The sequence below is a fragment of the Hydrogenophaga sp. genome (assembly GCF_018780075.1).
In the GTDB taxonomy this organism is placed as follows: Bacteria; Pseudomonadota; Gammaproteobacteria; order Burkholderiales; family Burkholderiaceae_C; genus Hydrogenophaga.
The window spans coordinates 1-21,404 of sequence record NZ_JADMKB010000016.1; the positions used below are offsets into that span (position 1 = coordinate 1).

Annotated in this window: 22 protein-coding genes and 1 pseudogene; 7 read left to right on the top strand and 16 right to left on the bottom strand. The window is 68.2% G+C overall.

Annotated elements, in window-relative coordinates; genetic code table 11:
* The 5 genes and pseudogenes from IV088_RS05035 to IV088_RS05055 form a co-directional block, all read right to left on the bottom strand.
* Nucleotides 1-795: pseudogene (locus tag IV088_RS05035) on the bottom strand (VWA domain-containing protein); the annotation flags it as partial.
* On the bottom strand, nucleotides 792-1,835 hold the full coding sequence (locus IV088_RS05040; RefSeq protein WP_291098593.1) for a 4Fe-4S binding protein: 1,044 nt from the start codon (nucleotides 1,833-1,835) through the stop codon (nucleotides 792-794). The pseudogene IV088_RS05035 and the gene IV088_RS05040, both read right to left, overlap by 4 nt.
* A 47-nt stretch (nucleotides 1,836-1,882) precedes the next feature.
* Nucleotides 1,883-2,695: a CbbQ/NirQ/NorQ/GpvN family protein gene (locus tag IV088_RS05045; RefSeq protein ID WP_291098596.1), complete on the bottom strand. Its 813-nt coding sequence runs from the start codon at nucleotides 2,693-2,695 to the stop codon at nucleotides 1,883-1,885.
* A gap of 19 nt (nucleotides 2,696-2,714) precedes the next feature.
* Nucleotides 2,715-4,169 (bottom strand): cbb3-type cytochrome c oxidase subunit I, encoded by a 1,455-nt coding sequence (locus tag IV088_RS05050; RefSeq protein ID WP_291098599.1) that lies wholly within the window; start codon nucleotides 4,167-4,169, stop codon nucleotides 2,715-2,717.
* A gap of 14 nt (nucleotides 4,170-4,183) precedes the next feature.
* Nucleotides 4,184-4,618 (bottom strand): cytochrome c, encoded by a 435-nt coding sequence (locus IV088_RS05055; protein WP_236961296.1) that lies wholly within the window; start codon nucleotides 4,616-4,618, stop codon nucleotides 4,184-4,186.
* A 140-nt stretch (nucleotides 4,619-4,758) separates the two neighbouring features.
* Here IV088_RS05055 and IV088_RS05060 point away from each other — a divergent pair, with 140 nt between their 5' ends.
* Together IV088_RS05060 and IV088_RS05065 are read left to right on the top strand one after the other, a co-directional pair.
* Complete coding sequence (locus IV088_RS05060; RefSeq protein WP_291098608.1) at nucleotides 4,759-5,091, top strand: metal-sulfur cluster assembly factor; 333 nt, start codon at nucleotides 4,759-4,761, stop codon at nucleotides 5,089-5,091.
* The gene (locus tag IV088_RS05065; protein ID WP_291098612.1) at nucleotides 5,088-6,191 is read left to right on the top strand and encodes a hypothetical protein; all 1,104 of its coding nucleotides are present in this window, start codon (nucleotides 5,088-5,090) and stop codon (nucleotides 6,189-6,191) included. The genes IV088_RS05060 and IV088_RS05065 overlap by 4 nt, the downstream gene beginning before the upstream one ends.
* Before the next feature lie 4 nt (nucleotides 6,192-6,195).
* Here IV088_RS05065 and IV088_RS05070 read toward each other — a convergent pair whose 3' ends face one another.
* The 11 genes from IV088_RS05070 to IV088_RS05120 all read right to left on the bottom strand — a co-directional run bounded on the left by IV088_RS05070 (nucleotide 6,196) and on the right by IV088_RS05120 (nucleotide 15,958).
* Nucleotides 6,196-6,471, bottom strand: coding sequence for a cytochrome C oxidase subunit IV family protein (locus tag IV088_RS05070; protein WP_291098614.1), 276 nt, complete (start codon nucleotides 6,469-6,471; stop codon nucleotides 6,196-6,198).
* A 14-nt stretch (nucleotides 6,472-6,485) separates the two neighbouring features.
* On the bottom strand, nucleotides 6,486-7,058 hold the full coding sequence (locus IV088_RS05075) for a cytochrome c oxidase subunit 3 (RefSeq protein ID WP_291098617.1): 573 nt from the start codon (nucleotides 7,056-7,058) through the stop codon (nucleotides 6,486-6,488).
* Between the two features lie 144 nt (nucleotides 7,059-7,202).
* Complete coding sequence (locus IV088_RS05080) at nucleotides 7,203-8,732, bottom strand: nitrite reductase (RefSeq protein ID WP_291098649.1); 1,530 nt, start codon at nucleotides 8,730-8,732, stop codon at nucleotides 7,203-7,205.
* A 73-nt stretch (nucleotides 8,733-8,805) separates the two neighbouring features.
* Nucleotides 8,806-9,969, bottom strand: coding sequence for a heme d1 biosynthesis radical SAM protein NirJ (nirJ, locus tag IV088_RS05085; RefSeq protein WP_291098652.1), 1,164 nt, complete (start codon nucleotides 9,967-9,969; stop codon nucleotides 8,806-8,808).
* Between the two features lie 209 nt (nucleotides 9,970-10,178).
* Entirely contained in the window at nucleotides 10,179-10,661 is a 483-nt protein-coding gene (locus IV088_RS05090) for an AsnC family transcriptional regulator (RefSeq protein WP_291098620.1), read from the bottom strand.
* Nucleotides 10,648-11,148, bottom strand: coding sequence for an Lrp/AsnC family transcriptional regulator (locus IV088_RS05095; protein ID WP_291098623.1), 501 nt, complete (start codon nucleotides 11,146-11,148; stop codon nucleotides 10,648-10,650). Before IV088_RS05095 ends, IV088_RS05090 begins: the two co-directional genes overlap by 14 nt.
* The gene (locus IV088_RS05100) at nucleotides 11,132-12,157 is read right to left on the bottom strand and encodes an Lrp/AsnC family transcriptional regulator (protein WP_291098626.1); all 1,026 of its coding nucleotides are present in this window, start codon (nucleotides 12,155-12,157) and stop codon (nucleotides 11,132-11,134) included. Before IV088_RS05100 ends, IV088_RS05095 begins: the two co-directional genes overlap by 17 nt.
* Before the next feature lie 3 nt (nucleotides 12,158-12,160).
* Nucleotides 12,161-13,435, bottom strand: coding sequence for a cytochrome D1 domain-containing protein (locus tag IV088_RS05105; protein ID WP_291098629.1), 1,275 nt, complete (start codon nucleotides 13,433-13,435; stop codon nucleotides 12,161-12,163).
* Nucleotides 13,432-13,758, bottom strand: coding sequence for a cytochrome c (locus IV088_RS05110; RefSeq protein ID WP_291098655.1), 327 nt, complete (start codon nucleotides 13,756-13,758; stop codon nucleotides 13,432-13,434). Before IV088_RS05110 ends, IV088_RS05105 begins: the two co-directional genes overlap by 4 nt.
* 34 nt (nucleotides 13,759-13,792) lie before the next feature.
* A complete protein-coding gene (locus IV088_RS05115; protein WP_291098632.1) occupies nucleotides 13,793-14,107 on the bottom strand; it encodes a c-type cytochrome in 315 nt (104 codons plus the stop codon).
* 126 nt (nucleotides 14,108-14,233) lie between these two features.
* Complete coding sequence (locus tag IV088_RS05120; RefSeq protein WP_291098635.1) at nucleotides 14,234-15,958, bottom strand: nitrite reductase; 1,725 nt, start codon at nucleotides 15,956-15,958, stop codon at nucleotides 14,234-14,236.
* Nucleotides 15,959-16,176: 218 nt separating this feature from the next.
* Here IV088_RS05120 and cobA point away from each other — a divergent pair, with 218 nt between their 5' ends.
* From cobA to IV088_RS05145, 5 genes are all read left to right on the top strand, one after another.
* Nucleotides 16,177-17,010, top strand: a complete 834-nt coding sequence (gene cobA, locus IV088_RS05125; protein WP_291098638.1) for a uroporphyrinogen-III C-methyltransferase — start codon at nucleotides 16,177-16,179, stop codon at nucleotides 17,008-17,010.
* Between the two features lie 148 nt (nucleotides 17,011-17,158).
* Nucleotides 17,159-18,421: a nitrate regulatory protein gene (locus IV088_RS05130; protein WP_291098658.1), complete on the top strand. Its 1,263-nt coding sequence runs from the start codon at nucleotides 17,159-17,161 to the stop codon at nucleotides 18,419-18,421.
* A gap of 376 nt (nucleotides 18,422-18,797) precedes the next feature.
* Complete coding sequence (locus IV088_RS05135) at nucleotides 18,798-20,090, top strand: CmpA/NrtA family ABC transporter substrate-binding protein (RefSeq protein WP_291098641.1); 1,293 nt, start codon at nucleotides 18,798-18,800, stop codon at nucleotides 20,088-20,090.
* Between the two features lie 105 nt (nucleotides 20,091-20,195).
* Complete coding sequence (gene ntrB / locus IV088_RS05140; RefSeq protein WP_291098644.1) at nucleotides 20,196-21,128, top strand: nitrate ABC transporter permease; 933 nt, start codon at nucleotides 20,196-20,198, stop codon at nucleotides 21,126-21,128.
* A partial coding sequence (locus tag IV088_RS05145) for an ATP-binding cassette domain-containing protein (RefSeq protein ID WP_291098646.1) occupies nucleotides 21,125-21,404 on the top strand: 280 nt, incomplete at its 3' end. The genes ntrB and IV088_RS05145, both read left to right, overlap by 4 nt.

The window sequence follows — 21,404 nt, forward strand, 5'->3', positions numbered from 1 at the left end:
GAACTCGCCCCAGGACAGGATGGACTCGGCGCGGAAAAACATCATCAGCGGCGCCTTGTCGCGCTGATCGCTCACGGCCTGGGCGCGGCGGCGGCGCGCATCGCTGGCCGCGGGTTTGCGGGCATCGCCCGGGGCCTGTGCGCCATCGGGCCGCGCCACCGCGGCCGCAGGCTCGCCACCGGCGTCGAGCCAGAGCCAGACCGGGGCCACGTCCTGCGGTTGCAGACCGCTGCGCGCAGCGGGCAAGGCACCCCGCAGCGCCTGCTGCACGGTGCGCTCGGCCTCGGCCGCCGCCCCCTTGAGGCGCGCCGGATCGGGCCGCAGCGCGAGCTGGGCCGCCAGCAGATCTAGATGGCGCGCCACCAGGCCGGGGAAGGTCTGCAGCACCTGCGCGCTGGCGCGCACGTTGTCGCCCAGCCAGTCGCCGGTGGCTTCAATGCAGGCGCCCTGCGCGGCCAGCCAGAGATAGAGCGCGCGGTTCAGCGCCACGTCATCGAACACGGCCACGGTCGGCGGCAGCGACAGCGCCTCGGTCTCCAGCCGGCCGGTGGCCGCGTGCGTGCCGCTGCCGGCGATGCGCTGCAGCCAGTCGCGCGGGCCGCCGCTGCGGCTGTCGGTGGCGGGCGCCAGGCGCACGCCGTGGGCACCGCCCGCCGCGCGAAACAGCATGCCGATGGCGCGCTGCACCTCAGGCAGGTGCACGGCGGCGTGCGCGTGCTGGCGGCTTGCCGCGCGGTGGATGAAACGGTGCCATTGCTGGCCGACCCACTCTTCCATCTCAATGCTCCGATTCAACAGGGGATGCGCCCACGGCTTCCGGGACCCACCGCAGAACCGGTTTCACCGGGCTGCTGGTGGGGTCCCCCCCTCTCAGGGGGGGAAGACGCGAAGCGGCGCAGGGGGTGTTCCAGTTCCAGTTCGGCCTTGCGCTGTCGCAGGGTTTCGCGCACCGCATCGGCGCCCACTTTCCATTGCAGCAGTGGCTCGCGCGCTTGTGCGGTCTGGGTTTCATCGCACGAATCCAGGCACTGGCCACACTGCACGCAGGAAAACATCATGCGTTTGATGTTGCGCGGGTGCAGGCGCATCGGGCAGCCGTTGTCGCAGGCCGAACCCTGTGGATGGGTGGTCGTCGTGCAGGTGCGGCAGTCGCGCGCGTTGTCGCGGTCGAACGCGACCACCATGCCCTTGGGGTTCGCCATCCAGGCCAGGCTCTGGAACAGGCCGACCGCGCAGCCGAAGCGGCAGAACAGGTGGCGCGCAAAAGCGAACTCGGCCGTGAACACGGCGGTGCTGATGACCAGGAAACGTGCCTGGTTGGGCGTGAGCGTGCCAGCGAACAGGTTGCCCCAGATGGTCGCGGGCGGCAGCAGGTAGGTGAGCAGCGTGATGGCCCACATGAAGCCAAAGGCGAGGCACAGCCCGCCGAACACCGGCCACCAGCGCGCCGAGGGCTTCACCCCGGCGCGGGTGGTGCGGTGCCGGTCCCAGACGCTGAGCTTGCCGCAGGCACGGTGCAGCGCGGTGTTGAGCGTTTCGACCAGGGTGAAGTGCGGGCAGAGCCAGCCGCAATACAGGCGGCCGTAGCGCCAGGCCACGCCCAGAAAGGCCACGACCGCCACGATGGCGGGCAGGAAGGCGCGCAGGAAAATGCGCATCGCCGCCTCGTTGGCGCTGATCTCGCCCGCCTTGAAGGCGTCGATGCCCAGGCTCCAGCGCTGCCCCAGAAACCAGAGCTGGGCTTGATTGAGGTCGAAGCGCAGCAGGTCCAGCGCGGGGGCCAGCAGGAACAGCGCGAAGAAGCCGAGTTGAAAGAAAAGGCGGCGGCGTTGCATGGTGTGACAAACAGAGGAGGGAGCGCAGCGCCGCCGCCGCAAAAAAGTCAGCGCACGGGGGCAATGACAGCCGACACCACCTCGTCCAGCGCCGCCGCGGTCTCGGCGTCGTCGGTCAGGGCGTCCACGATGGCCGCCCGGCAGGCCGTGTGCAGCGGCAGGCCGCTGGCCACGAGGCGCGCGGCCATCACCAGCAGGCGCGTGCTCGCGGTCTCTTCGAGGTCGTGGTCGGTCAGGCGCCGCAGGGCCGTGGCCAACTGCACCAGCCGGTCGGCCAGCGCGGCATCCACGCCGGTTTCGGCTTCGATGATGGCGCGCTCCACCGCCGGTGCGGGGTAGCCGAAGGTCAGCGCGATGAAGCGCTGGCGGGTGCTGGGTTTCAGGCTTTTCAGCAGGTTCTGGTAGCCCGGGTTGTAGCTGATGACCAGCATGAAACCGGGCGGCGCCACCAGCTGCTCGCCGGTGCGTTCGATGGGCAGCACGCGCCGGTCGTCGGCCAGCGGGTGCAGCACCACGGTGGTGTCCTTGCGGGCTTCCACCACCTCGTCGAGGTAGCAGATGGCGCCGGTGCGCACGGCGCGGGCCAGCGGCCCGTCGGCCCACACCGTGCCATCGGCACCGATGAGGTGGCGGCCCACGAGGTCGGCCGCGCTCAGGTCGTCGTGGCAGCTCACGGTGATGAGCGGCCGGCCCAGGCGGGCCGCCATGTGCTCCACGAAGCGCGTCTTGCCGCAGCCCGTGGGGCCCTTGATCAGCACCGGCAGGCGCTGGCGGAAGGCATGTTCGAAGAGCGTCGCCTCACCCGCCTGCTCGGCGTAGAACGGTACCTGTGCCAGGCGGTGGATGTCGCTGTGGTCCATGGCGTTCACTCGCTGGGTTTCAGGCGCGTTGTGCCGGGCGGGCGCCGAGCATGCCGCCGCCCGAGGAGGCGGTCGCAGCGTTGTCCTTCAACACGTGCTGGCCGCCCACGAAGAAGCTGGCGAAGTAGGTGAACTGGCCGAGCAGGAACACCACGCCGCCGGCGATGCGCACCCAGTAGAACAGCACCAGCTGGTCCTGCGTGGCCATGAAGCTCATGGCGCCGGTGGTGGGCATGCGTTGCAGCCACACCTGCAGGATGCCGGCGCCGGTGAGGGCCAGCACCATGATGCCCATGCCGATGGTCATGATCCAGAAGCTCCACATTTCATACGCCTGGGCCTTCTGGCTGTTGGCGATGCGGCCGCGCAGCGTGGGCATGGCGTAGCTGATCAGCGTGATCACCACCAGCACATAGGCGCCGTAGAAGGCCAGGTGGCCGTGGGCCGCGGTGACTTGCGAGCCGTGGGTGTAGTAGTTGACCGCGCTCAGGGTGTGGGCGAAGCCCCACAGACCCGCGCCCAGGAAGCCCATGACGGCGGTGCCCAGCGCCCAGAGCACGGCGGCCTGGTTGGGGTGGTCGCGGCGGCGGCGCTGCACCATGTTGAAGGCGAACACCGTCATCATGAAGAAGGGGATGGGCTCCATGGCCGAGAAGATCGAACCGATCCAGTGCCAGTAGCCGGGCAGGCCGATGAAGAAGAAGTGGTGGCCCGTGCCCAGGATGCCGGTCATCAGCGCGAAGGCGACGATCACGTAGAGCCACTTGTCGATCACTTCACGGTCCACGCCCGTGGTCTTGACCAGCACGTAGGCCAGCAGCGCGCCCAGGATCAGTTCCCACACGCCTTCCACCCAGAGGTGCACCACGAACCACCAGTACATCTTGTCGCGCACCAGGTTTTCCGGGTTGACGAAGCTGAACAGAAAGAAGATCGCCAGGCCCCAGAGGCCCATCAGCAGCACCAGCGTGATGCTGGTCTTGCGGCCGCGCAGGGCCGTCATGCTGATGTTGAACAGGAAGCCCAGCGCCACGACCACGATGCCGAGCTTGGTCGGCAGCGGCTGCTCCAGGAACTCGCGCCCCATGGTCTGCAGCAGGTCGTTGCCGGTGAGTTCGGCGAGCTTGGCGTAGGGCACCGTGAGGTAGCCCACGATGGTGAGCGAGCCGGCGGCCAGGAAGATCCAGAACAGCACTTTCGCCAGCAAGGGCGAGTAGAGCTCGGTTTCCGACTCCTCGGGCACCATGTAGTAGGCCGCGCCCATGAAGCCGAACAGCAGCCAGACGATCAGCAGGTTGGTGTGCACCATCCGCGCGATGTTGAACGGGATGTAGGGGAAGAACAGGTCCCCGATCACGTATTGCAGGCCCAGGCCGATGCCGAAGATGATCTGCCCCGCGAACAGCGCCATGGCGGCGATGAAGTAGAGCTTCGAGACCGACTGGCTCTGGTATTTGAGTGTGGATATGGTCATGGTGTTTTCTCCTCTCAACCTTCGATGTTGGGCGGCCACTGCTCGGTGTTGATCTCGCCGGTCCACTTCAGGAACTCGACCAGGTCGTTGAGCTGCTGCTCGTTCAGGTTGAACTGCGGCATCTGGCGGCGGTGCGGTGCGCCGGTGGGCATGGCCTGCATCCAGCCCTTGATGAAATCACCCCCGCGGCGCTTGTAGACGTTGCCCAGCTCGGGGGCGAAGTACGCGCCCTCGCCCAGCAGCGTGTGACAGCCGATGCAGTTGCGCGTTTCCCAGATCTTCTTGCCCGCCACCACCGCGGGGGTGATGGCCTTGGCGTTGGAACGCTCGGGGATGCGGCTTTCCGTGTCGAACACGATCACCGCAAACAGCAGCGCGAAAAACACGCTGCCTCCGTAAAACATGTTGCGGGCCATCTGTTTGGTAAACCCGCTTTGACTCTGGCTCATGGAACCCTCCATCGGTTGGCGATGGCGGTATCCTCCTTTTTTGCTCGGGTATGTTCCTTGAACCAGTTCAAGGAAGCGCCCAGATTGTTCGGGGAAGCTCGTTGCAACGGCGCCAGACGCCCCCACACAAGGCCGAACGCATGAACAGCACAGCCCTCCCCGCCGTCCCGCCCGACGACCTGCACGCCGCCGTGATGAGCGCCCTGGCCCAGGTGGACGACCCCGAAATGGGCGAAAACCTGGTGGATCTGGGTGTGGTCGGCGAGGTCCGGATCGACGGCAGCGCCGTGGCCGTGACCCTCATCCCCACCAGCGCCACCTGCCCCATGGCCGACGTGATGGTGGACGACGCGCAGACCGCCGTGCAGCGCGCCTGCCCGCCCGGCACCACGGTGGACGTGCGAATGGACTGGGACACCGAGTGGTCGCCCGAACGGCTGGCCCCCGCGCTGCGGGAGCGTTTCGGGTGGTGAACACGAAACCGATCTCATCGGCGGCCACGCAGCGCCCCGCAGAGCCACCGCCCTTGCCACGGGTCGCCGTCGCGGCGGTGGCGCTGCTCGCCGTGCTCAACCTGCTGGGCGCGCTCGGCGGCGGCCTGGTGCGCCTGGGCAGCCTGCCCGCGGGCGACCACGGCCCCACCGGCGCCCTGGCGGTGGCGGCGCACGGCGCGGTCATGATGGCCGGCTTCTTCGGCACGCTGATCGCGCTGGAGCGCGCGGTGGCGCTGCGCCGCGGCCTCTGGGTGCCGGCGCTGGCAGCCATCGGCGGCCTGCTGGCCTGGGGCGGCGGCTGGTGGCGGCCGGCCGAGGCGCTGTGGGCCGTCTCGGCCGCCGGCCTGGTGGGGCTGTACGCCTGGGCCGGCTGGCGCCGCGCCATGTCGCTCCCGCTCGCGGTCGAGGCCTCCGGGGCAGTGGCCCTGCTGGCCGGCACGCTGGGCTTTGCCTTCGGTCAGCCCGATCTGGCCCGCCTGGGCTGGAGCGCCTTCCTGGTGTTGACCATCGCGGGCGAGCGGCGCGAACTCACGCGCCTGGTGCGGCTGCCGCGCTGGAGCGCGCAGGCCTTTCTCGCCGGCTGGGGCGCGCTGGCGCTCGCCGTGGCGCTGGCGGCGTTCGGCGCCACCGGCGCGGCCATGGCGCTGTGGTGGCTGGCGCTGGGTGCGCTCGCGCTCTGGCTGCTGCGCTTCGATGTCGCCACCAAGCAGTGGCGCGCCAAGGGCTGGGCCGGCCACACCGCGATCTGCCTCTCGGTGGGCTACGTCTGGCTGCTGCTGGCGGCCGGGCTCGGGCTGGCCGGGCAGCCCGTGGCCTGGCACGGGCTGTGGCTGGGCTTCGTGATGGCCATGGTGTTCGGCCACGCGCCCATCATGCTGCCGGCCCTGGCCGGCTGGCGGCCCGAGCCCACGCGCTGGGCGCTGCTGCCGCTGGCGGTGCTGGGCGCCAGCCTGGCGCTGCGCACCGTGGCCGCGCCCAGTGGCTGGGCCACGGGCCTGGCCGTGGCGGGCGCGGGCCACGCGCTGGCCTTCGTGCTGTTTGGCGCGGTGATGGTGCGGGCGGTGCGGCGCGGGCGCTGAAGGCTCACGCGCGCAGCAGCAGGCTGGCCAGCAGGACCAGCCCGATCACCACCACCAGCCAGCCCATCACCAAGCGCCGCCACAGCGCGGGCGCGGTGCGCAGCTCCATGTAGTCGAGCGCGATCAGCGCGCCCTTGAAGGCCGCGAGCGCGAGCACCGCCAGGGTCGCGGCCGCGCCCAGGTGTTGCCCGCTGACGGCCGCGCCCTCGCCCAGCCACCCGCTCGCCAGCGTGGCGACCGCCAGCAGCGCGAAAACGGCGTCGACCCTGGTGAGGCGCATGCCCTGCCCTTTCATCAACGAACGACGTAGACCAGCGGGAACAGCACCATCCACAGCAGGTCCACCATGTGCCAGAACACCGCGCCCGAGGCGGGGCCCATGTGGTGGTCCCGGCCGTAGACACCGACCCGCGCCTTGCGCCACAGCAGCGCGAACACGATGGCGCCCACGACCACGTGCAGGAAGTGGAAGCCCGTGAGCAGGGTGTAGAGCAGCGTGAAGGCGTCGGTGGCCCAGTCGAAACCCGCCTGCACCTTGCCCACGAATTCGTGCGACTTGACGATGAGAAAGCCGACGGCGCCGGCCAGCGCGACCAGCAACCAGTGGGCGCCGATGTCGCCACGGTCGGCTTCAAACGCCCGCACCGCGCGCACGGCCGCCCAGCTGGCCGCGACCAGCAACAGGGTGTTGAGCGCCCCGGTGTGCAGGCTCAATACCGCCTGGCCTTGCGCGAACACCTCCGGCTCGCGCCAGCGCGCGAACGCGAACGACACGAACAGCAGGCCGAAGGTCAGCAGCTCGGCCAGCACCAGCAGCCAGACGATGCCGTCGCCGGCCAGGCGGGGCGCGACTGCTCGCTCAGCCACGGCGAGAGCCCTTCGAACGGAGATGGAGCGAGCGCATATCCGGAGCGCGTGCCTGGTCCCAGGGCAGCCGTGGAACCGGCTTCGCCGGGCCACTGGCTGCGTCCCCCTGCGGGGGAAGCCGCGCAGCGGCGCAGGGGGGCTTCGTCAATGTGACGTTCCCTCGGAGCGCGTGATCTTGTTCCACACGTTGTACTTGCCGACCGGCTTGCTCATGGGCAGGCGCTTGACCTCCTTGAACGTGGCCGCGTCGTAGACGATGAGCGCGCCGTCCATCTCCCACACGCTGGCGAGCGCGTATTTCCCGTCCTTGGTGAATTCGATGTGGGCCAGGGTCTTGCCCGGTTCCTTCACCGTGGCGACCGGTTGCAGCGTGGCCTTGTCGATGATGGTCATGGTGTCCCTGGCGGTCGGGCTCATCATCGAATCGGTCCAGGCGAAGCGGCTGTTTTCGTGGCTGCGCATGAAGAAGCCCGGGCCGGGCGTGGGGATGGTGGCGACCGGTTTCCAGGTCTTCATGTCGATCACGTCGATGGCGCCACCTTTCAGATTCGGCGACGCCAGCACCGTGCTGCCATTCCATCCGAAGGTGATGCCCGAACCCAGGTGCGGCATGCCGGCGATGGGCAAGTCGGCTATTCTGCGGCGCGCGTCGAGGTTCACCACCTGGGCGGTGGCCGAGCCCTCAGCCGTTTTGGGCCGCGTGGCGCCGAGCACATGACGGTAGCTCTGGTCGAAGAAGAAGTCGTCCAGCGGTTCGTCCAGCGGTGTGCGGCGCACACCGAGGAAACCGGGCTTGGCAATGGCCTCGCCCATCTTGTAGTCGTGCACCAGGCCGTCGTAGATCGGCTCGGCTTTCGGGTTGTAGGAGATCTCCCAGAGCTCGGGAATGTCCTTGAGCGCCACCACAAAGCTGTGGCGCGGCGTGGCGTCGTACACGGCCGAGACGCGCGACGTCTGCTTGCCGTCCAGCGTGGCGGCGGCGTAGGTCTTCTGCAGGTTCAGATCGGCGTCGAACAGCACCACGCTGTGCGGCAGGTAGTTGGCGGCCATGACCCATTGGCCGTCGCCGCTGACCGCGACGTTGCGCATGTTCAGGCCGGCGCGCACCTCGGCCACCACGCGCAGGCGCCAGAGGTCGTACTTGGTGATCCAACCGTCGCGCGAGCCGAAGAAGACGTAGCGGCCGTCGGGCGTGAACTTGGGGCCGCCGTGCAGCGCGAAGCGGCTGGGGAAGCGGGTGATGACCTCGAACCTGTCGCCGTCGAGCAGGCTGATGTGGTGGTCACCGCCCTCCACCACCACGAACAGGTTCATGGGGTCGGCACTCCACAGCGGCTTCGCCGGCTCGCCCGCGGGCGCGGGGTTGAAGCTGCGCGAGGCGCGGATGTCCACCTCGGCCCACACGGGCGCGGGCGACACCGGGGTGCGGATGTGCGCGGCGAGCGCGGCGATGTCGGCGGCGCTGAGCTGCGCGGCAAAGCCGGGCATCTGCGTGGCCGGCCGGCCCTGCGCGATGACCTTCAGGGCCTCTGCCGGGCGCAGGCGCTCCAGGCTCTCGGGCAGCAGCGCCGGACCCATGAGGCCGGTGCGCTGCTCGCCGTGGCAGGCAGCGCAGTGCTGCTGGTACAGGGCCCCGGCATCGATGGACTGTGCGGCGGCCATGTCCACGCCCATCCAGCACAGGCCCAGCACCAGCGTGGCGCGGGCGAGGTTGGCCAAGGCCTCGCGCAATGAGCGCTTTGGGGCATCAGGCATGGTTGGCCCCCTGATGCAGGATGTGCACCTTGCGGAACGGCGTGAGCGCGAGCCGGCCCGCGTCGCTGCCGGCCACGGCGCCGATCTCCTCGTCGGTGAGGTAACAGCCCGGGTCTTCGGCCCAGGGGTTGCCGGTGAGTTGCTGCGCACGGGTGCGGGTGTTGCCGCCGCAGATGGCGAAGTGCTGGCAACTGGCGCAGCGGCCCTCGACCGGCCGCGGAAACGCCTTCAGCCCCGCCATAAGCGGCTCGCTGGTGTCGCTCCAGATCTCCGAGAAGGGGCGCTGGCGCACGTCGCCGATGGTGTGGTGCCACCACATGGTGTCGGGGTGCACATGGCCGAGGTTGTCGATGTTGGCCACGTTGACCCCGCTGCTGTTGCCGCCCCAGGCCACCAAGCGCTCGCGCAGCGCGTCGGCCCAGCGCGGGTAGCGGGCCTGCACCCACTGCAACAGGTAGGGGCCGTCGGCGTCGTTGTTGCCGGTCACGTACTCCTCGTCCAGCCCGTCGCGCGCGGCCTGCCAGGCGCGCTCGAACAGCTGGTCCAGCGCCTGGCGCGTGGCGAGGTGCTGCGCGTCCTGGCCGCGGTGGATGTTGCCGCGGCCGGCGTAGTTGAGGTGCGAGAAATAGAACTTGTCCACCTGCTCGCTGCGCATCAGGTCCAGCAGCGGCGCGAAGTCGTGCGCGTTGAGCGCGGTCATGGTGTAGCGCAGGCCCACCTTCACACCACGTTCGCGCAGCAGGCGCACGGCGGCGAGGCTGCGGTCGAACGCGCCATCGAGGCGGCGGAACTTGTCGTGCGTCTCGCGCAGGCCGTCGAGGCTGATGCCCACGTAGTCAAAGCCAGTGGCGGCGATGCGGTCGGCCATGGGCGCGTCGATCAGCGTGCCGTTGGTGGACAGGCCGGTGTAGAAGCCCATGGCGCGGGAGCGGTTGGCGATGTCGAAGATGTCGGGCCGCATCAGCGGCTCGCCGCCGGAGAGGATGAGCACCGGCACGCGGAAGGCCTTGAGGTCGTCCATCACGGTCACAACTTCATGCCAGCTCAGTTCCCCGGCGTATTCGTGGTCGGCCGAAAGCGCGTAGCAGTGTTTGCAAGTCAAGTTGCAACGCCTGATGAGGTTCCAGATGACCACGGGACCGCAAGCTTGGCCCACCCCCGCCGGGCTTCGCCCGACCCCCTCAAGGGGGCGACGCTGGCCGTCTGGCGAAGCCAGCCCGGCGGCGTCCTGGGTGGAACTTCCGCTCACGCCGGAAGCATTTCGAGCCGGTTGCTGCCGCAATCGCGGCGCGGGAACCGGGTAGCGGCCGGTGTGTTCGGCTTCGGCGATTTCGCGCATGTACTGGCTGATGCGAAACATGGTGTTCAGCTTTCAGAGAGCCGCAGTCCTGTTTTCTTCAGGATCGCGGTCGAATAAAGAATGTCGTGTGAGCGGCAGGCGGCGCCGAGCATTGAAGCGATCTCTTGCGCCTGCTGCTCCACCTCGTCGCGCGAGCGGCCGTGCAGCATGGCGAACAGGTTGTAGGGCCACACGGGCAGGCGTCGCGGGCGGCGGTAGCAGTGGCTCACGCCGGGCAGCAGGCCGATGCGTTCGCCGAGCGCGTCGACCACGTCGTCGGCCACGTCCCACACGCTCATGCCGTTGGCGGTGAAGCCCAGGCGGTAGTGGTTGGGCACGGCGCCGATGCGGCGGATCAGCCCGGCGTCGAGCATGGCCTGCAGGCGCTCGCGCACCTGTTCGCCGCTGATGCCCAACGTGGCGCCCACGGCCTCGTAGGGGCGCGGCACGAGCGGCAGACCAGACTGCGTGGCGCGGATCAGGCGGCGGTCGAGTTCATCGAGTGCCATGGGCACCTCCGTCGAACAAAGGCAGCTTCAGCTCCACAAAGAACTCGCGCTCCTTGGGGAATGCGTACACCGGCAGCGCGGTCACCGCCTCGATGCGCTGGACCACGGAACCGATCTGGTCGGCCGACTCGACCGCCAGCACGAACCACATGTTGAGCGGCGTGGCGCCGGGCTGGTCCGGGTGGGCCGATTCGCGGCGGTAGTTGTGCGCCACTTCGTTCATCGCATCCAGCTGGGCCGCGACTGCGTCGAAGCGTTCTTCGGGCACGGCCATCGCGGCCAGGATGAAGCGGCCCCCCGCGCGTTCGATCTGGAACAACGGGCCGAAGCGGGTCAGGTCGCCATGCGACAGCAGGTGCTGCAGGCGCTCGATCACCGCGTCTTCGCTGCAGCCCAGCTGGGCGGCCACCTCGGCGAAGGGCCGGTCGCTCAGCGGGAAGCCGCCGTGAAGGAAGCCGATCAGGCGGGCGTCATCCGGCGAGAGCATGGGGCACCTCCGGCACAGCGGCGACGACGGGTGCCGAAGCCCAACCACGGAAACGGCGCGCGCCGGTCTGTTTGAACCGGCGGGTGGAGAACAGCACTTCGCGCGGAAACCGCGACAGTCCGGCCGCGTGCGTCACGCGATCGATCACCGCTTTCACGGCATCGCGGTTCGTCCCGTGCACCATGGCATAGAGATTGAACGGCCAGCCCTCGGCCCGCGCGCGGCGGTAGGCCAGCGTCACGCCGGCCTGTTCGGCCAACGCCATGCCGCAGGCGTCGATCTGGTCGTTGGGCACGTCAAACACGGTCATGGCGTTGGCGTGAAAACCCAGCTCGTGGTGCCTCACCACCACACCGAAGCGCTTGAGCCGACCCTCGGCCAGCCAGAGGTCAATGCATTGTGTGATCCAGCTTTCACCGCGATCGAGTTCTTCGGCCCAGACGGCGAACGGTCGATCCACCAGCGGCAGCCCCGCTTCGACAAGACGCGCCAGCGGCCATTGATCGGCCGGCAAGGGTGCGGTCTTCGGTGCGTCCGCCGTGCGGCGCATCGGCACCTGTGCCGTGTCGCCGCGCAGATCGAAGCCGAGATCGATGCGGTAAGGCCGCAACATGCGCAGCCGCAGCGCGGGCAGGCCGATCACCTTTTCGAGTTCGGCCACACCGTCTTCCACCGCATCGCGGTGGGCGCCGGTCATCACGAACCACAGGTTGTGGTGGTGTTCGCGCAGGTAGTTGTGGTTGACGCCGGGGTGGGCCGACACGAGAGCGGCCACGGTGTCGATGCGGTGTGCGGGCACGGCCATGGCGACCAGCACCGCGTCGCCGCCCGAGCCATGGGCGAACACGCCACCGATGCGGCTGACGCGCCCATCGTCCTGCGCCAGCCGCAAGGTCTCGATGACGGCCGCGCGCCCCAGGCCGGTTTCGCGGGCCAGCTCACCAAACGGGTCGGCGCACAACGGAAAGCCATGCTGCCAGTCGTTGATCAGGCGCAAACGGGCGTCCATGGCTCAGAACCCCACCCGCGCGGCGCGCGCGGTGAAGAAGATGCCGCTGGGCGCGGGCACGTCGAGCCGGGCGCGGGTGGCGAAGCTCTGCGTGTCGATGACGCTCACGCGGTGGTCGTCGCGGCTGCTGATCCACACCGCTTCACCGCGCGGCGTGAACTCCATGTGCAGCACCGCCTTGCCGGGCTCCAGCGTCTGTACGATGGCCTGGCTCTGCGTGTCGATGACCTGCACGCGGTGGTAATCGGGCACGGCGAAGTTGACCCACACCTGGCGCCCGTCGGGCCGCGCCATCACGAACACCGGCTGGCCGGCCACGGGGATGCGGCCGACTTCGGCCCAGGTCTCGGTGTCCACCACCAGCACCTCGTGGCGCCCGATCGCGGGCAGGTAGGCGCGGCGCCCGGCCACGGCCCAGCCGCGCAGGTGCGGCATCTTGTAGACCGGCAGCGGTTCCTGGCCTTTGCCGTAGCCGCCGAGGATGCGCTGGACCTTGGGGTGACAAGGAAACGCCGGGCCGCCCCAAGTTTCCTTGCCCCCCTCGGGGGGTGGGCTGGGCGCAGCCCTGACCTGGGGGCAATCTTCTGCCCAGAGGTCGATCATGGCCAGGCCGTCTTCGCCGAACAGGCCGGCGATGTAGTGGCGGCCGTTGGGCGTGACCAGCGCGTCGTAGGGCTGGCGGCCGATGTTGTTGAACTTCTGTGTCTTGGGGTGGCGTGGGTCCGAACAGTCGGTGACCCAGATCGCGTGGGCGTCGAACAGGCTGTAGGCGAAACGGCGGCCGGGCAGATCGACCAGCCCCACGACCCGCGACAGCTTGCCCGGTTCGTACTCGGCCGGGATGTGTGCCAGCAGCTCCAGCGTGCGCGCGTCGAACACCTTCACGCCACCGGGCGTGTAGTTCTGTGCCGCCACCAGCGTGCCGTCGGCGCTGATCGCGCCCCCGATGGAATTGCCCGCCTGCATGACGCGGCGGGTGATGCGCCGCTCCAGCAAGTGGACCTGGGTGAGGCCACCGTCGCGCCCGAACACGTAGGCGAACAGGCCGTCGCGCGAGAACACCACCGAGGCGTGCGACAGGTCGCCCAGGCCGGGCACCTCGCCGATCAGTGCCTGGGCCGTGGTGTCCACGAGGTACAGCGTGCCGTTGGCGCGGCCGATGACCACGCCCAGGTCGCCGGTGCCGCGCAAGACGGGTGAGGCGCAACCGGGCAACAGGCCCAGCGCGCCGATGGAAGACAGGGTGGCCGCAGCGGCCAGCCATTCACGGCGCTTCATGGTGTTGTCACCGTTTCTTCAGGAAAGCCCTGGAGCAGGCGTTGTGCGATCCAGCGCGCCTCGGGCTCGCTGAGCATCGCCCTCCAGGGCGGCATGGGGGTGCCGGGCCGACCGTGAACGATCACGGCGGCCAGGCTGTCGAGAGGAAATTCGGCCAGGGCCTCGCGCGTGAGCGCGGGGCCAAGGCCGCCGGTCAGGCGCATGCCGTGGCACGAGCCGCAGTCCTGCCGCACCATGCGCACCAGCTCGCGCGAGCGCGATGCATCGGGCGCAGGAACCGACTGCGCCAGGGCCAGCACAGGCCCCAGCAGCAGCGCGGACAGGACAGCAGCGGTTTTCACAGCTTGGCCGACTGCATCAGGATTTGAGGATCACCGCGATGGCGTCCTTGAGGTCTTGATCCGCGATCTTGTCCGGACCGTTTGGCGACATCGGGATCGGGCCGTACACACCCGATCCGCCCTTGCGCACCTTGTCGAACAGCTTGGCCGAAACGTCCTGCCCCTTGTACTTGGCCGCGATGTCCTTGAACGAAGGCCCGACCAGCTTCTTGTCCTTGGTGTGGCAAGCCATGCAGCCACCCTTGGTCAACGCCGCATCGCCGTCGGCCAACGCAGCACCCGAACCGAGCGCCATAAACGACGCCAGCAACAACAGATTCACTTTTTTCATGTGGAACTCCAGAAGAAACGCAACGAAGACGAAGTGACCCCAACCCAGGGCCCCGTGGAACCGGCTTTGCCGGGCCACCAGGGCCGCCCCCCTCAGGGGGGAAGCCGCGAAGCGGCGCAGGGGGAGTCAATACACGTCGTGCTGGGTGTTGTTCACGTTGAAGTGGCCCGTCGGCGTGATCAGGCGCGGGTCCTTGATCACGGCCTTGAGCTTGAGCGTCTTGTCGTCGACGATGACCAGCGCGCTCTCCTTGTTCTTGGCGCTCCACACCGAGAACCACACCTCGTCGCCCGCCTTGTTGAACTCGGGCTGCACGACGCGCTTGGCGCCGTCGTCCTTGATGCCCGCCCACTCGGCGATCGGCAGCACGACAAACCCTTTTTCGAGGTTGTTGATGTCGTACACCGCAACCGATTGCGAGATCTTCGGATCGGGGTTCAGCGGCGAGTCCGAGTACAGGTGCGTGCTCTTCGGGTGGCTCTTGATGAACAGCGCGCCACCGCCCTGGCCGGTGAGGGTCTGCACGACCTTCCACGCTTCCTTGGGGTGCTTCTTCGGATCGGTGCCGATCAGCGAGATGCTGTCGTCACCCAGGTGACCGGTGGACCACACAGGGCCGAACTTCGGATGGACGAAGTTCGCGCCGCGGCCGGGGTGCGGGATCTTGCCCACGTCGATCAGCTTGGTCAGCTTGCCTTCCTTCAGGTCCACCGCCGCGATCTTGTTGCTGTTGTTGGCCGCCACCATGAAGTAGCGCTTGGTGGAGTCCAGGCCGCCGTCGTGCAGGAAGCGCGCGGTGCCGATGGTGGTGACCTTGAGCGCGTCGATGTTGGAGTAGTCCACCAGCAGCGTCTGCCCGGTTTCCTTCACGTTCACGACGAACTCGGGCTTGTAGTGGCTGCCGACGATGGAGGCCACGCGCGGTTCGGGGTGGTACTCCTGCTTGTCGACCGTCATGCCACGGGTGGCCACGATCTTCAGCGGCTCCAGCGTGTCGCCGTTCATGATCACGAACTGGGGCGGCCAGTAGGAACCGGCGATCGCGTACTTGTCTTCAAAGCCCTTGTATTTGCTGGTTTCCACCGAGCGAGCTTCCAGGCCGGTGCGGATCTCGGCCACGTTGTCGGGCAGCTCCATCCACAGGTCGATCATGTTGATCTTGGCGTCGCGCCCGATCACGAACAGGTAGCGACCCGAGGCCGACAGGCGCGAGATGTGCACCGCATAGCCGGTCTTGATGATGTTGATGATCTTCTTGGTGTCACCGTCGATCAGCGCCACCTCACCCGTGTCCCGCAGCGTGGTGCTGAAGATGTTGGTGATGTTGAAGTTGTTCATCTTCTTCGTCGGCCGCTTTTCCGGCGGCACGATGACCTTCCAGGTCGCCTTCATCTGCTCCATGCCGAACTCGGGCGGGGTCGGTGGCTCGTGCTGGATGTAGCGCGCCATCATGTCCACCTCTTTTTCGGTCATCTCGCCGCTGGTCTGCCAGTTCGGCATGCCGGCCGGCGAGCCGTAGGCGATGAAGACCTTGAGGTAGTCGGTGCCCTTGCCCACGGTGATGTCGGGCGTGAGCGGCTTGCCGGTGGCGCCCTTGCGCAGCACGCCGTGACAGCCCGCGCAGCGCTCGAAATACACCTTGCGCGCCACGTCGAACTCGGTCTGCGTCATGGGCGGCGCCTTGGGGTTCACGCTCTGCACCATGGCCTCGGCGCCGATGGGGGAACTGCCCGCCTGGTAGTTCGCCTCGGCCGGGCTGACCTTCTTGTCGGCCGTCTGCGCGAAGGCGCCGGCGCCAAGCATCGCGGCCATGGCCAGCGTGGTCAGGCGAATGATCGTTCTGGGTTTCATGGGTTTCTCTCTCCGTCGTGGATCAGCTGTTGAAGTGGCCGTCCCTGTGGGGGCTTTGGACCCATTCGCCCGGCTGCTGTCCAAGACCGTGGCGAACAGGAGAGATCGTCAAGGGGGGAGCGCAGCCTGTCCTTGAACTGGTTCAAGGACAGGCCACCAACGCGTCAGAACAATGGGCTCCGTCCAGAGAAGAAACGCCACGAGAACGGAGCACCCCCATGAACCTGGTTCACTTCGGCCACCTGCTGGTCCCCGAGCGTTCCCCGCAGGGCACCGTGCCCGGCACCGTCACGCTGGTGGGGGCGGGACCTGGCGACCCGGAACTGCTCACGGTCAAGGCCGTGAAGGCGCTGCAGGCCGCGACGCTGGTGCTCTACGACCACCTGGTGAGCCCGGCCGTGCTCGACCACCTCAGCCCCGACGCCGAGCGCATCTACGTGGGCAAGGAGTCTTCGCGCCACACCCTGCCCCAGGCCTCGATCATCGACCTGATGGTCCAGCTGGCGCGCGGTGGCCGCTCGCTGCTGCGCCTCAAGGGCGGCGACGGCTACATCTTCGGGCGGGGCGGCGAAGAGGCCCAGGCCCTGGCCGCCGAGGGCATCCCGTTCACGGTGGTGCCGGGCCTCACCGCCGCCCAGGGCGCCGCGGCGTCGGTGGGCATTCCGCTCACCCACCGCGACCACGCCTGCGCCCTGGTGCTGGCCACCGGCCACACGCGCGACGACAACGGCCTGGACATGGACTGGGCCATGCTCGCGCGCCCGCGCCAGACCGTGGTGCTCTACATGGGCGTGAACAACCTGCCCGAGATCTGCCGCCAGCTGCTCGCCCACGGCCTGCCGCCGGGCACGCCGGCGGCGCTGGTGGAAAAAGCCACGATGCCCGAAGAACGCTGCATCACCGGCACGGTGGCCGAGCTGCCGGCGCTGGCGCTGCGCCACCAGGTGCGCCCGCCGGCGCTCATCATGATCGGCGGGGTGGTGGCGCTGCGCGCGCAGCTGATGCCCCGCGCCGCGATGCAGGTGGCCATGCGCGAACGCGAAACCGCCTGACCCCTCCGGCTCGTCCGGTCTGCGGGACAATCAGGCCGTGACCTCATCAGCGCCCCATCCTGCAGCCATGCGACATGGCCCTCCTGCTGGAGCAGACGGCACATTTATTGCTGCCATTCTCACCAGCATGCCCTCCACCGCCTCGCCCCTGAAATCGGGTCTCAATTTCCTGATCGCCGCCAAGCGCTGCGAAATCGACGCCTTGCGCCAGCTCGCCCTCACCAGCGCGCTGGTGAACGTGACCGGCCGGCTGGTGCACGGCCTGCAGCGCGAGCGCGGCCTGTCCAACCTGTTCCTTGCCTCGCAGGGCAGCCGCTTCGCCGAACCGCGCCAGCAGCAGATCGCCGAAAGCCAGGCCACCGAAACCGCGCTGCGCCGCTGCTTCGACGGCCTCGACGCCCACCTCGGCCACGGCGCGCGCCTGTTCAGCCGCATCGCCTACGTGCTGCAAGGGCTGGACGCCCTGCCCGCGCTGCGCGAGCGCGTGGACACCCAGGTCTGGACGGCACGGCAGGCCACCGAGGCCTATGTGCGCCTCATCGCCGGCCTGCTGGCGGTGGTGTTCGAGGCCGCCGACAGCGCCAGCGACCCCGGCATCTCGCGCCAGCTGGTGGCGCTGTTCAACTTCATGCAGGGCAAGGAGTTCGCCGGCCAGGAACGCGCCGCCGGCTCGGCCCTCTACGCCAGCGGCCGCGCCGAGAGCGCCGAGCAGCAGCGCCTGCTGCACCTGATCGATTCGCAGGAGCGCTGCCTGCAGGTGTTCAAGGAATTCGCCAACGACGAACTCGCCACGCTCTGGGCCACCGCCGACCTCGACACGGTGGCCGCCCGCGCCGAGCTCGAACGCATGCGCCGCGTGCTCTGTACCGCCGCCGACGGCAGCCCGCTCGACGCCAACCAGAGCCAGCCCTGGTTCGACTGCTGCAGCGTGCGCATGGACCGCATGAAAACGGTGGAAGACCGGCTCGCGCACAGCCTGCAGCGGCTGTGCGAACACAAGACCCAGGCCGCGCTGGACGAGCTGCTGGCGTTCGAGGGCCTCAACCCCGCCGCCACCCAGCCGGCCGATCCGCTCTCGTTCTTCCTGCACCCGGTGCCCGACCACGTGGCCGGCAGCACCCCGACGCAGGGCTATGGCCACCAGCTCGACCGCTCCATCCTCGATCTGGTGCAGGACCAGGCGCGCCGCCTGCAGGCCATCAGCGACGAGCTCGACACCGTGCGCGCCAGCCTCAACGAACGCAAGCTGGTCGAACGCGCCAAGGGCCTGCTGATGGCGCACCGCAACCTCAGCGAGGCCGAGGCCCACAAGACCCTGCGCCAGATGGCCATGAACCAGAACCGCCGCCTGATCGACGTGGCCGAAGCGGTGCTGTCCATGGCCGAGGTGCTGCCCGAACGGCGGCGCTGACCGCGTGCGACAGGCGCCGGGGTGTTGCGGCGCACAAAACCTGTGCCCCACTCCCGCGGCGCACCAAGCTGATGCCTCCAGCACCGCGGCCCGGCCCCGCTCACACGCCCTGAGGCCCGCACCCGGCCTCACACTGAAGGCGGTTTTTTCTTTTCAGATCAAGCTTCTTCGACCGCACAGCCGGAAGAAAACAAGCCCTGGCACGCTCCCTGCTTAGATGCTCTCAACGGGACCTGTGCCAATGGCGGCACAAACCCCGACGTCTCCCGAGACACAGGACAACGGCGTCCATTTCAAGCTCGCAACAAGCAGGGCTGGAAATGGGCGCCGTTTTGTTTTTGGCCACCGCATTTTTTATCAGCAACAGGAGTTGGACATGAGCGCAGACACCACCGACACGAGCGTCGCCACCACGGCACCGGCACCCGAAGCCCCGGCCCCGGCCAGCGCCTCGCGCCGCGACTTCATCAAGAAGGGCGCGGCCACCGCCACCTTCTTCTCCACCCTGGGCCACAGCGGCGTCTGGGCCGCCGGCTCCGACGCCCCGGAGAAGACCGAGGTCAAGATCGGCTTCATCCCGCTGACCGACTGCGCCAGCGTGGTGATGGCCGCCGAACTCGGCATCGACAAGAAGTACGGCGTGAAGATCGTGCCCACCAAGGAAGCCAGCTGGGCCGGCGTGCGCGACAAGCTGGTCAACGGCGAGCTCGACTTCGCCCACGTGCTCTACGGCCTGGTCTACGGCCTGCAGCTGGGCACCTCGGGCCCGCAGAAAGACATGGCCGTGTTGATGAACCTGAACCACAACGGTCAGGCCATCACGCTGTCGAAGAAGCTCGCCGACAAGGGCGCTGTGGACGGCCCTTCGCTGGCCAAGCTGATGGCCGCCGAGAAGCGCGAATACACCTTCGCCCAGACCTTCCCCACCGGCACCCACGCCATGTGGCTCTACTACTGGCTGGCCGCCGCCGGCATCGATCCGATGAAGGACGCGCGCGCCATCGTGGTGCCGCCGCCGCAGATGGTGGCCAACATGCGCGTGGGCAACATGGACGGCTTCTGCGTGGGCGAGCCCTGGAACCACCGCGCCATCATGGACGGCATCGGCATCACCGCCAACACCACCCAGGACATCTGGAAGGACCACCCCGAGAAGGTGCTGGGCACGACGGCCGACTTCGTGGCCAAGAACCCCAACACGGCGCGCGCCGTGACGGCCGCCATCCTGGAAGCCGGCAAGTGGATCGACGCCGGTCTGCAGAACAAGAACAAGATGGCCGAGACGATCGCCCAGCGCGCCTATGTGAACACCGGCGTGGACGCGATCAACCAGCGCATCCTGGGCCGCTACCAGAACGGCATGGGCAAGACCTGGGACGACCCGAACCACATGAAGTTCTACAACGACGGCTCGGTGAACTTCCCCTACCTGAGCGACGGCATGTGGTTCATGACCCAGCACAAGCGCTGGGGCTTGATGAAAACCCACCCCGACTACCTGGCCGTGGCCAAAAAGGTCAACCGCATCGACGTCTACAAAGAAGCCGCCAGCGCCAGCAAGACGCCGCTGCCCAAGTCGGACATGCGCAGCGTGAAGATGATGGACGGCGTGGTCTGGGACGGCAAGGACCCGGCGAAATACGCCGATGGTTTCAAGATCAAAGCCTGAGCTTTGATGCCTCCCCGCGTCGCGCTTCGCGCGGCGTTCCCGGATTGAAGGCATCTCGCTCGCTTGAAGGCATTTCTCTCTCGTTGCACTGAAAGGACATCCACCATGGTCAGCGCCGTTTTTCATTCACCGCTGGAGGCTTCGGCACCGCCGGTCACCAGCACCCACTCACCGATTGGCAAAGCCATGAGCAAACCCCAAACCGAAGCGCCTGCGGCGCCTGTGGTCAGTGCCCGCCCCTCGGCCGCGAGCCGCGACTTCCGGGGCGTGTGGATGGCGGTGTTGCCGCCCGTGTTGGGGCTGGCCTGCCTGGTGCTGCTCTGGCAACTGATCGCCAGCACCAGCAACAGCGGCATCCCCAAACCCGCCGAGACCTGGGCGCAGGCGCTGGAGGTGTTCTCTGATCCGTTCTACAGCGAAGGCCCCAACGACCAAGGCATCGGCTGGAACGTGCTGGCCTCGCTGCAGCGCGTGGCCATTGGCTTCGGCCTGGCGGCGCTGGTCGGCATCCCCGCCGGCTTCGCCATCGGCCGCTTCGAGTTCCTGAGCCGCATGTTCAACCCGCTCATCAGCCTGCTGCGCCCGGTGTCGCCGCTGGCCTGGCTGCCGATCGGCCTGCTGGTGTTCAAGGGCGCCAACCCGGCCGCCATCTGGACCATCTTCATCTGCTCGATCTGGCCCATGATCATCAACACCGCGGTGGGCGTGCAGCGCGTGCCGCAGGACTACATGAACGTGGCCCGCGTGCTCAACCTGAGCGAGTGGAAGATCTTCACCAAGATCCTGTTCCCCGCCGTGCTGCCCTACCTGCTGACCGGCGTGCGCCTGGCGGTGGGCACGGCCTGGCTGGTGATCGTCGCGGCCGAGATGCTGACCGGCGGCGTGGGCATCGGCTTCTGGGTCTGGGACGAGTGGAACAACCTCAACGTCTCTTCCATCATCATCGCGATCTTCGTCATCGGCATCGTCGGCCTGCTGCTCGAATTCGCGCTCATCAAGATCGCCACCCTGTTCACGTTCGAGGAAGTCAAGTCATGAGCAACAGCAACGACGCCAAGTACATCGACATCCAGAACGTCGAGCAGACCTTCAAGACCAAGAAGGGCAATTTCCCCGCGCTGCGCGAGATCAACCTCACGGTGGCCAAGGGCGAGTTCGTGGCGCTGATCGGCCACTCGGGTTGCGGCAAGTCCACCCTGCTCAACCTGATCGCCGGCCTGACCACGCCCACCAGCGGCGTGCTGCTCTGCGCCGACCGCGAGATCGCCGGCCCCGGCCCCGAGCGCGCGGTGGTGTTCCAGAACCACTCGCTGC

Coding starts and splice junctions, on each gene's coding strand:
- IV088_RS05100 (WP_291098626.1), bottom strand. CDS start 12,157: ATGGACGCCCGTTTGCGCCTGATCAACGACTGGCAGCATGGCTTTCCG.
- IV088_RS05050 (WP_291098599.1), bottom strand. CDS start 4,169: ATGACCATATCCACACTCAAATACCAGAGCCAGTCGGTCTCGAAGCTC.
- IV088_RS05070 (WP_291098614.1), bottom strand. CDS start 6,471: ATGCGCCTCACCAGGGTCGACGCCGTTTTCGCGCTGCTGGCGGTCGCC.
- IV088_RS05045 (WP_291098596.1), bottom strand. CDS start 2,695: ATGGACCACAGCGACATCCACCGCCTGGCACAGGTACCGTTCTACGCC.
- IV088_RS05080 (WP_291098649.1), bottom strand. CDS start 8,732: ATGGGCGTGGACATGGCCGCCGCACAGTCCATCGATGCCGGGGCCCTG.
- ntrB (WP_291098644.1), top strand. CDS start 20,196: ATGGTCAGCGCCGTTTTTCATTCACCGCTGGAGGCTTCGGCACCGCCG.
- IV088_RS05040 (WP_291098593.1), bottom strand. CDS start 1,835: ATGCAACGCCGCCGCCTTTTCTTTCAACTCGGCTTCTTCGCGCTGTTC.
- IV088_RS05135 (WP_291098641.1), top strand. CDS start 18,798: ATGAGCGCAGACACCACCGACACGAGCGTCGCCACCACGGCACCGGCA.
- IV088_RS05120 (WP_291098635.1), bottom strand. CDS start 15,958: ATGAAACCCAGAACGATCATTCGCCTGACCACGCTGGCCATGGCCGCG.
- IV088_RS05055 (WP_236961296.1), bottom strand. CDS start 4,618: ATGAGCCAGAGTCAAAGCGGGTTTACCAAACAGATGGCCCGCAACATG.
- IV088_RS05115 (WP_291098632.1), bottom strand. CDS start 14,107: ATGAAAAAAGTGAATCTGTTGTTGCTGGCGTCGTTTATGGCGCTCGGT.
- cobA (WP_291098638.1), top strand. CDS start 16,177: ATGAACCTGGTTCACTTCGGCCACCTGCTGGTCCCCGAGCGTTCCCCG.
- IV088_RS05090 (WP_291098620.1), bottom strand. CDS start 10,661: ATGGCACTCGATGAACTCGACCGCCGCCTGATCCGCGCCACGCAGTCT.
- IV088_RS05060 (WP_291098608.1), top strand. CDS start 4,759: ATGAACAGCACAGCCCTCCCCGCCGTCCCGCCCGACGACCTGCACGCC.
- IV088_RS05105 (WP_291098629.1), bottom strand. CDS start 13,435: ATGAAGCGCCGTGAATGGCTGGCCGCTGCGGCCACCCTGTCTTCCATC.
- IV088_RS05095 (WP_291098623.1), bottom strand. CDS start 11,148: ATGCTCTCGCCGGATGACGCCCGCCTGATCGGCTTCCTTCACGGCGGC.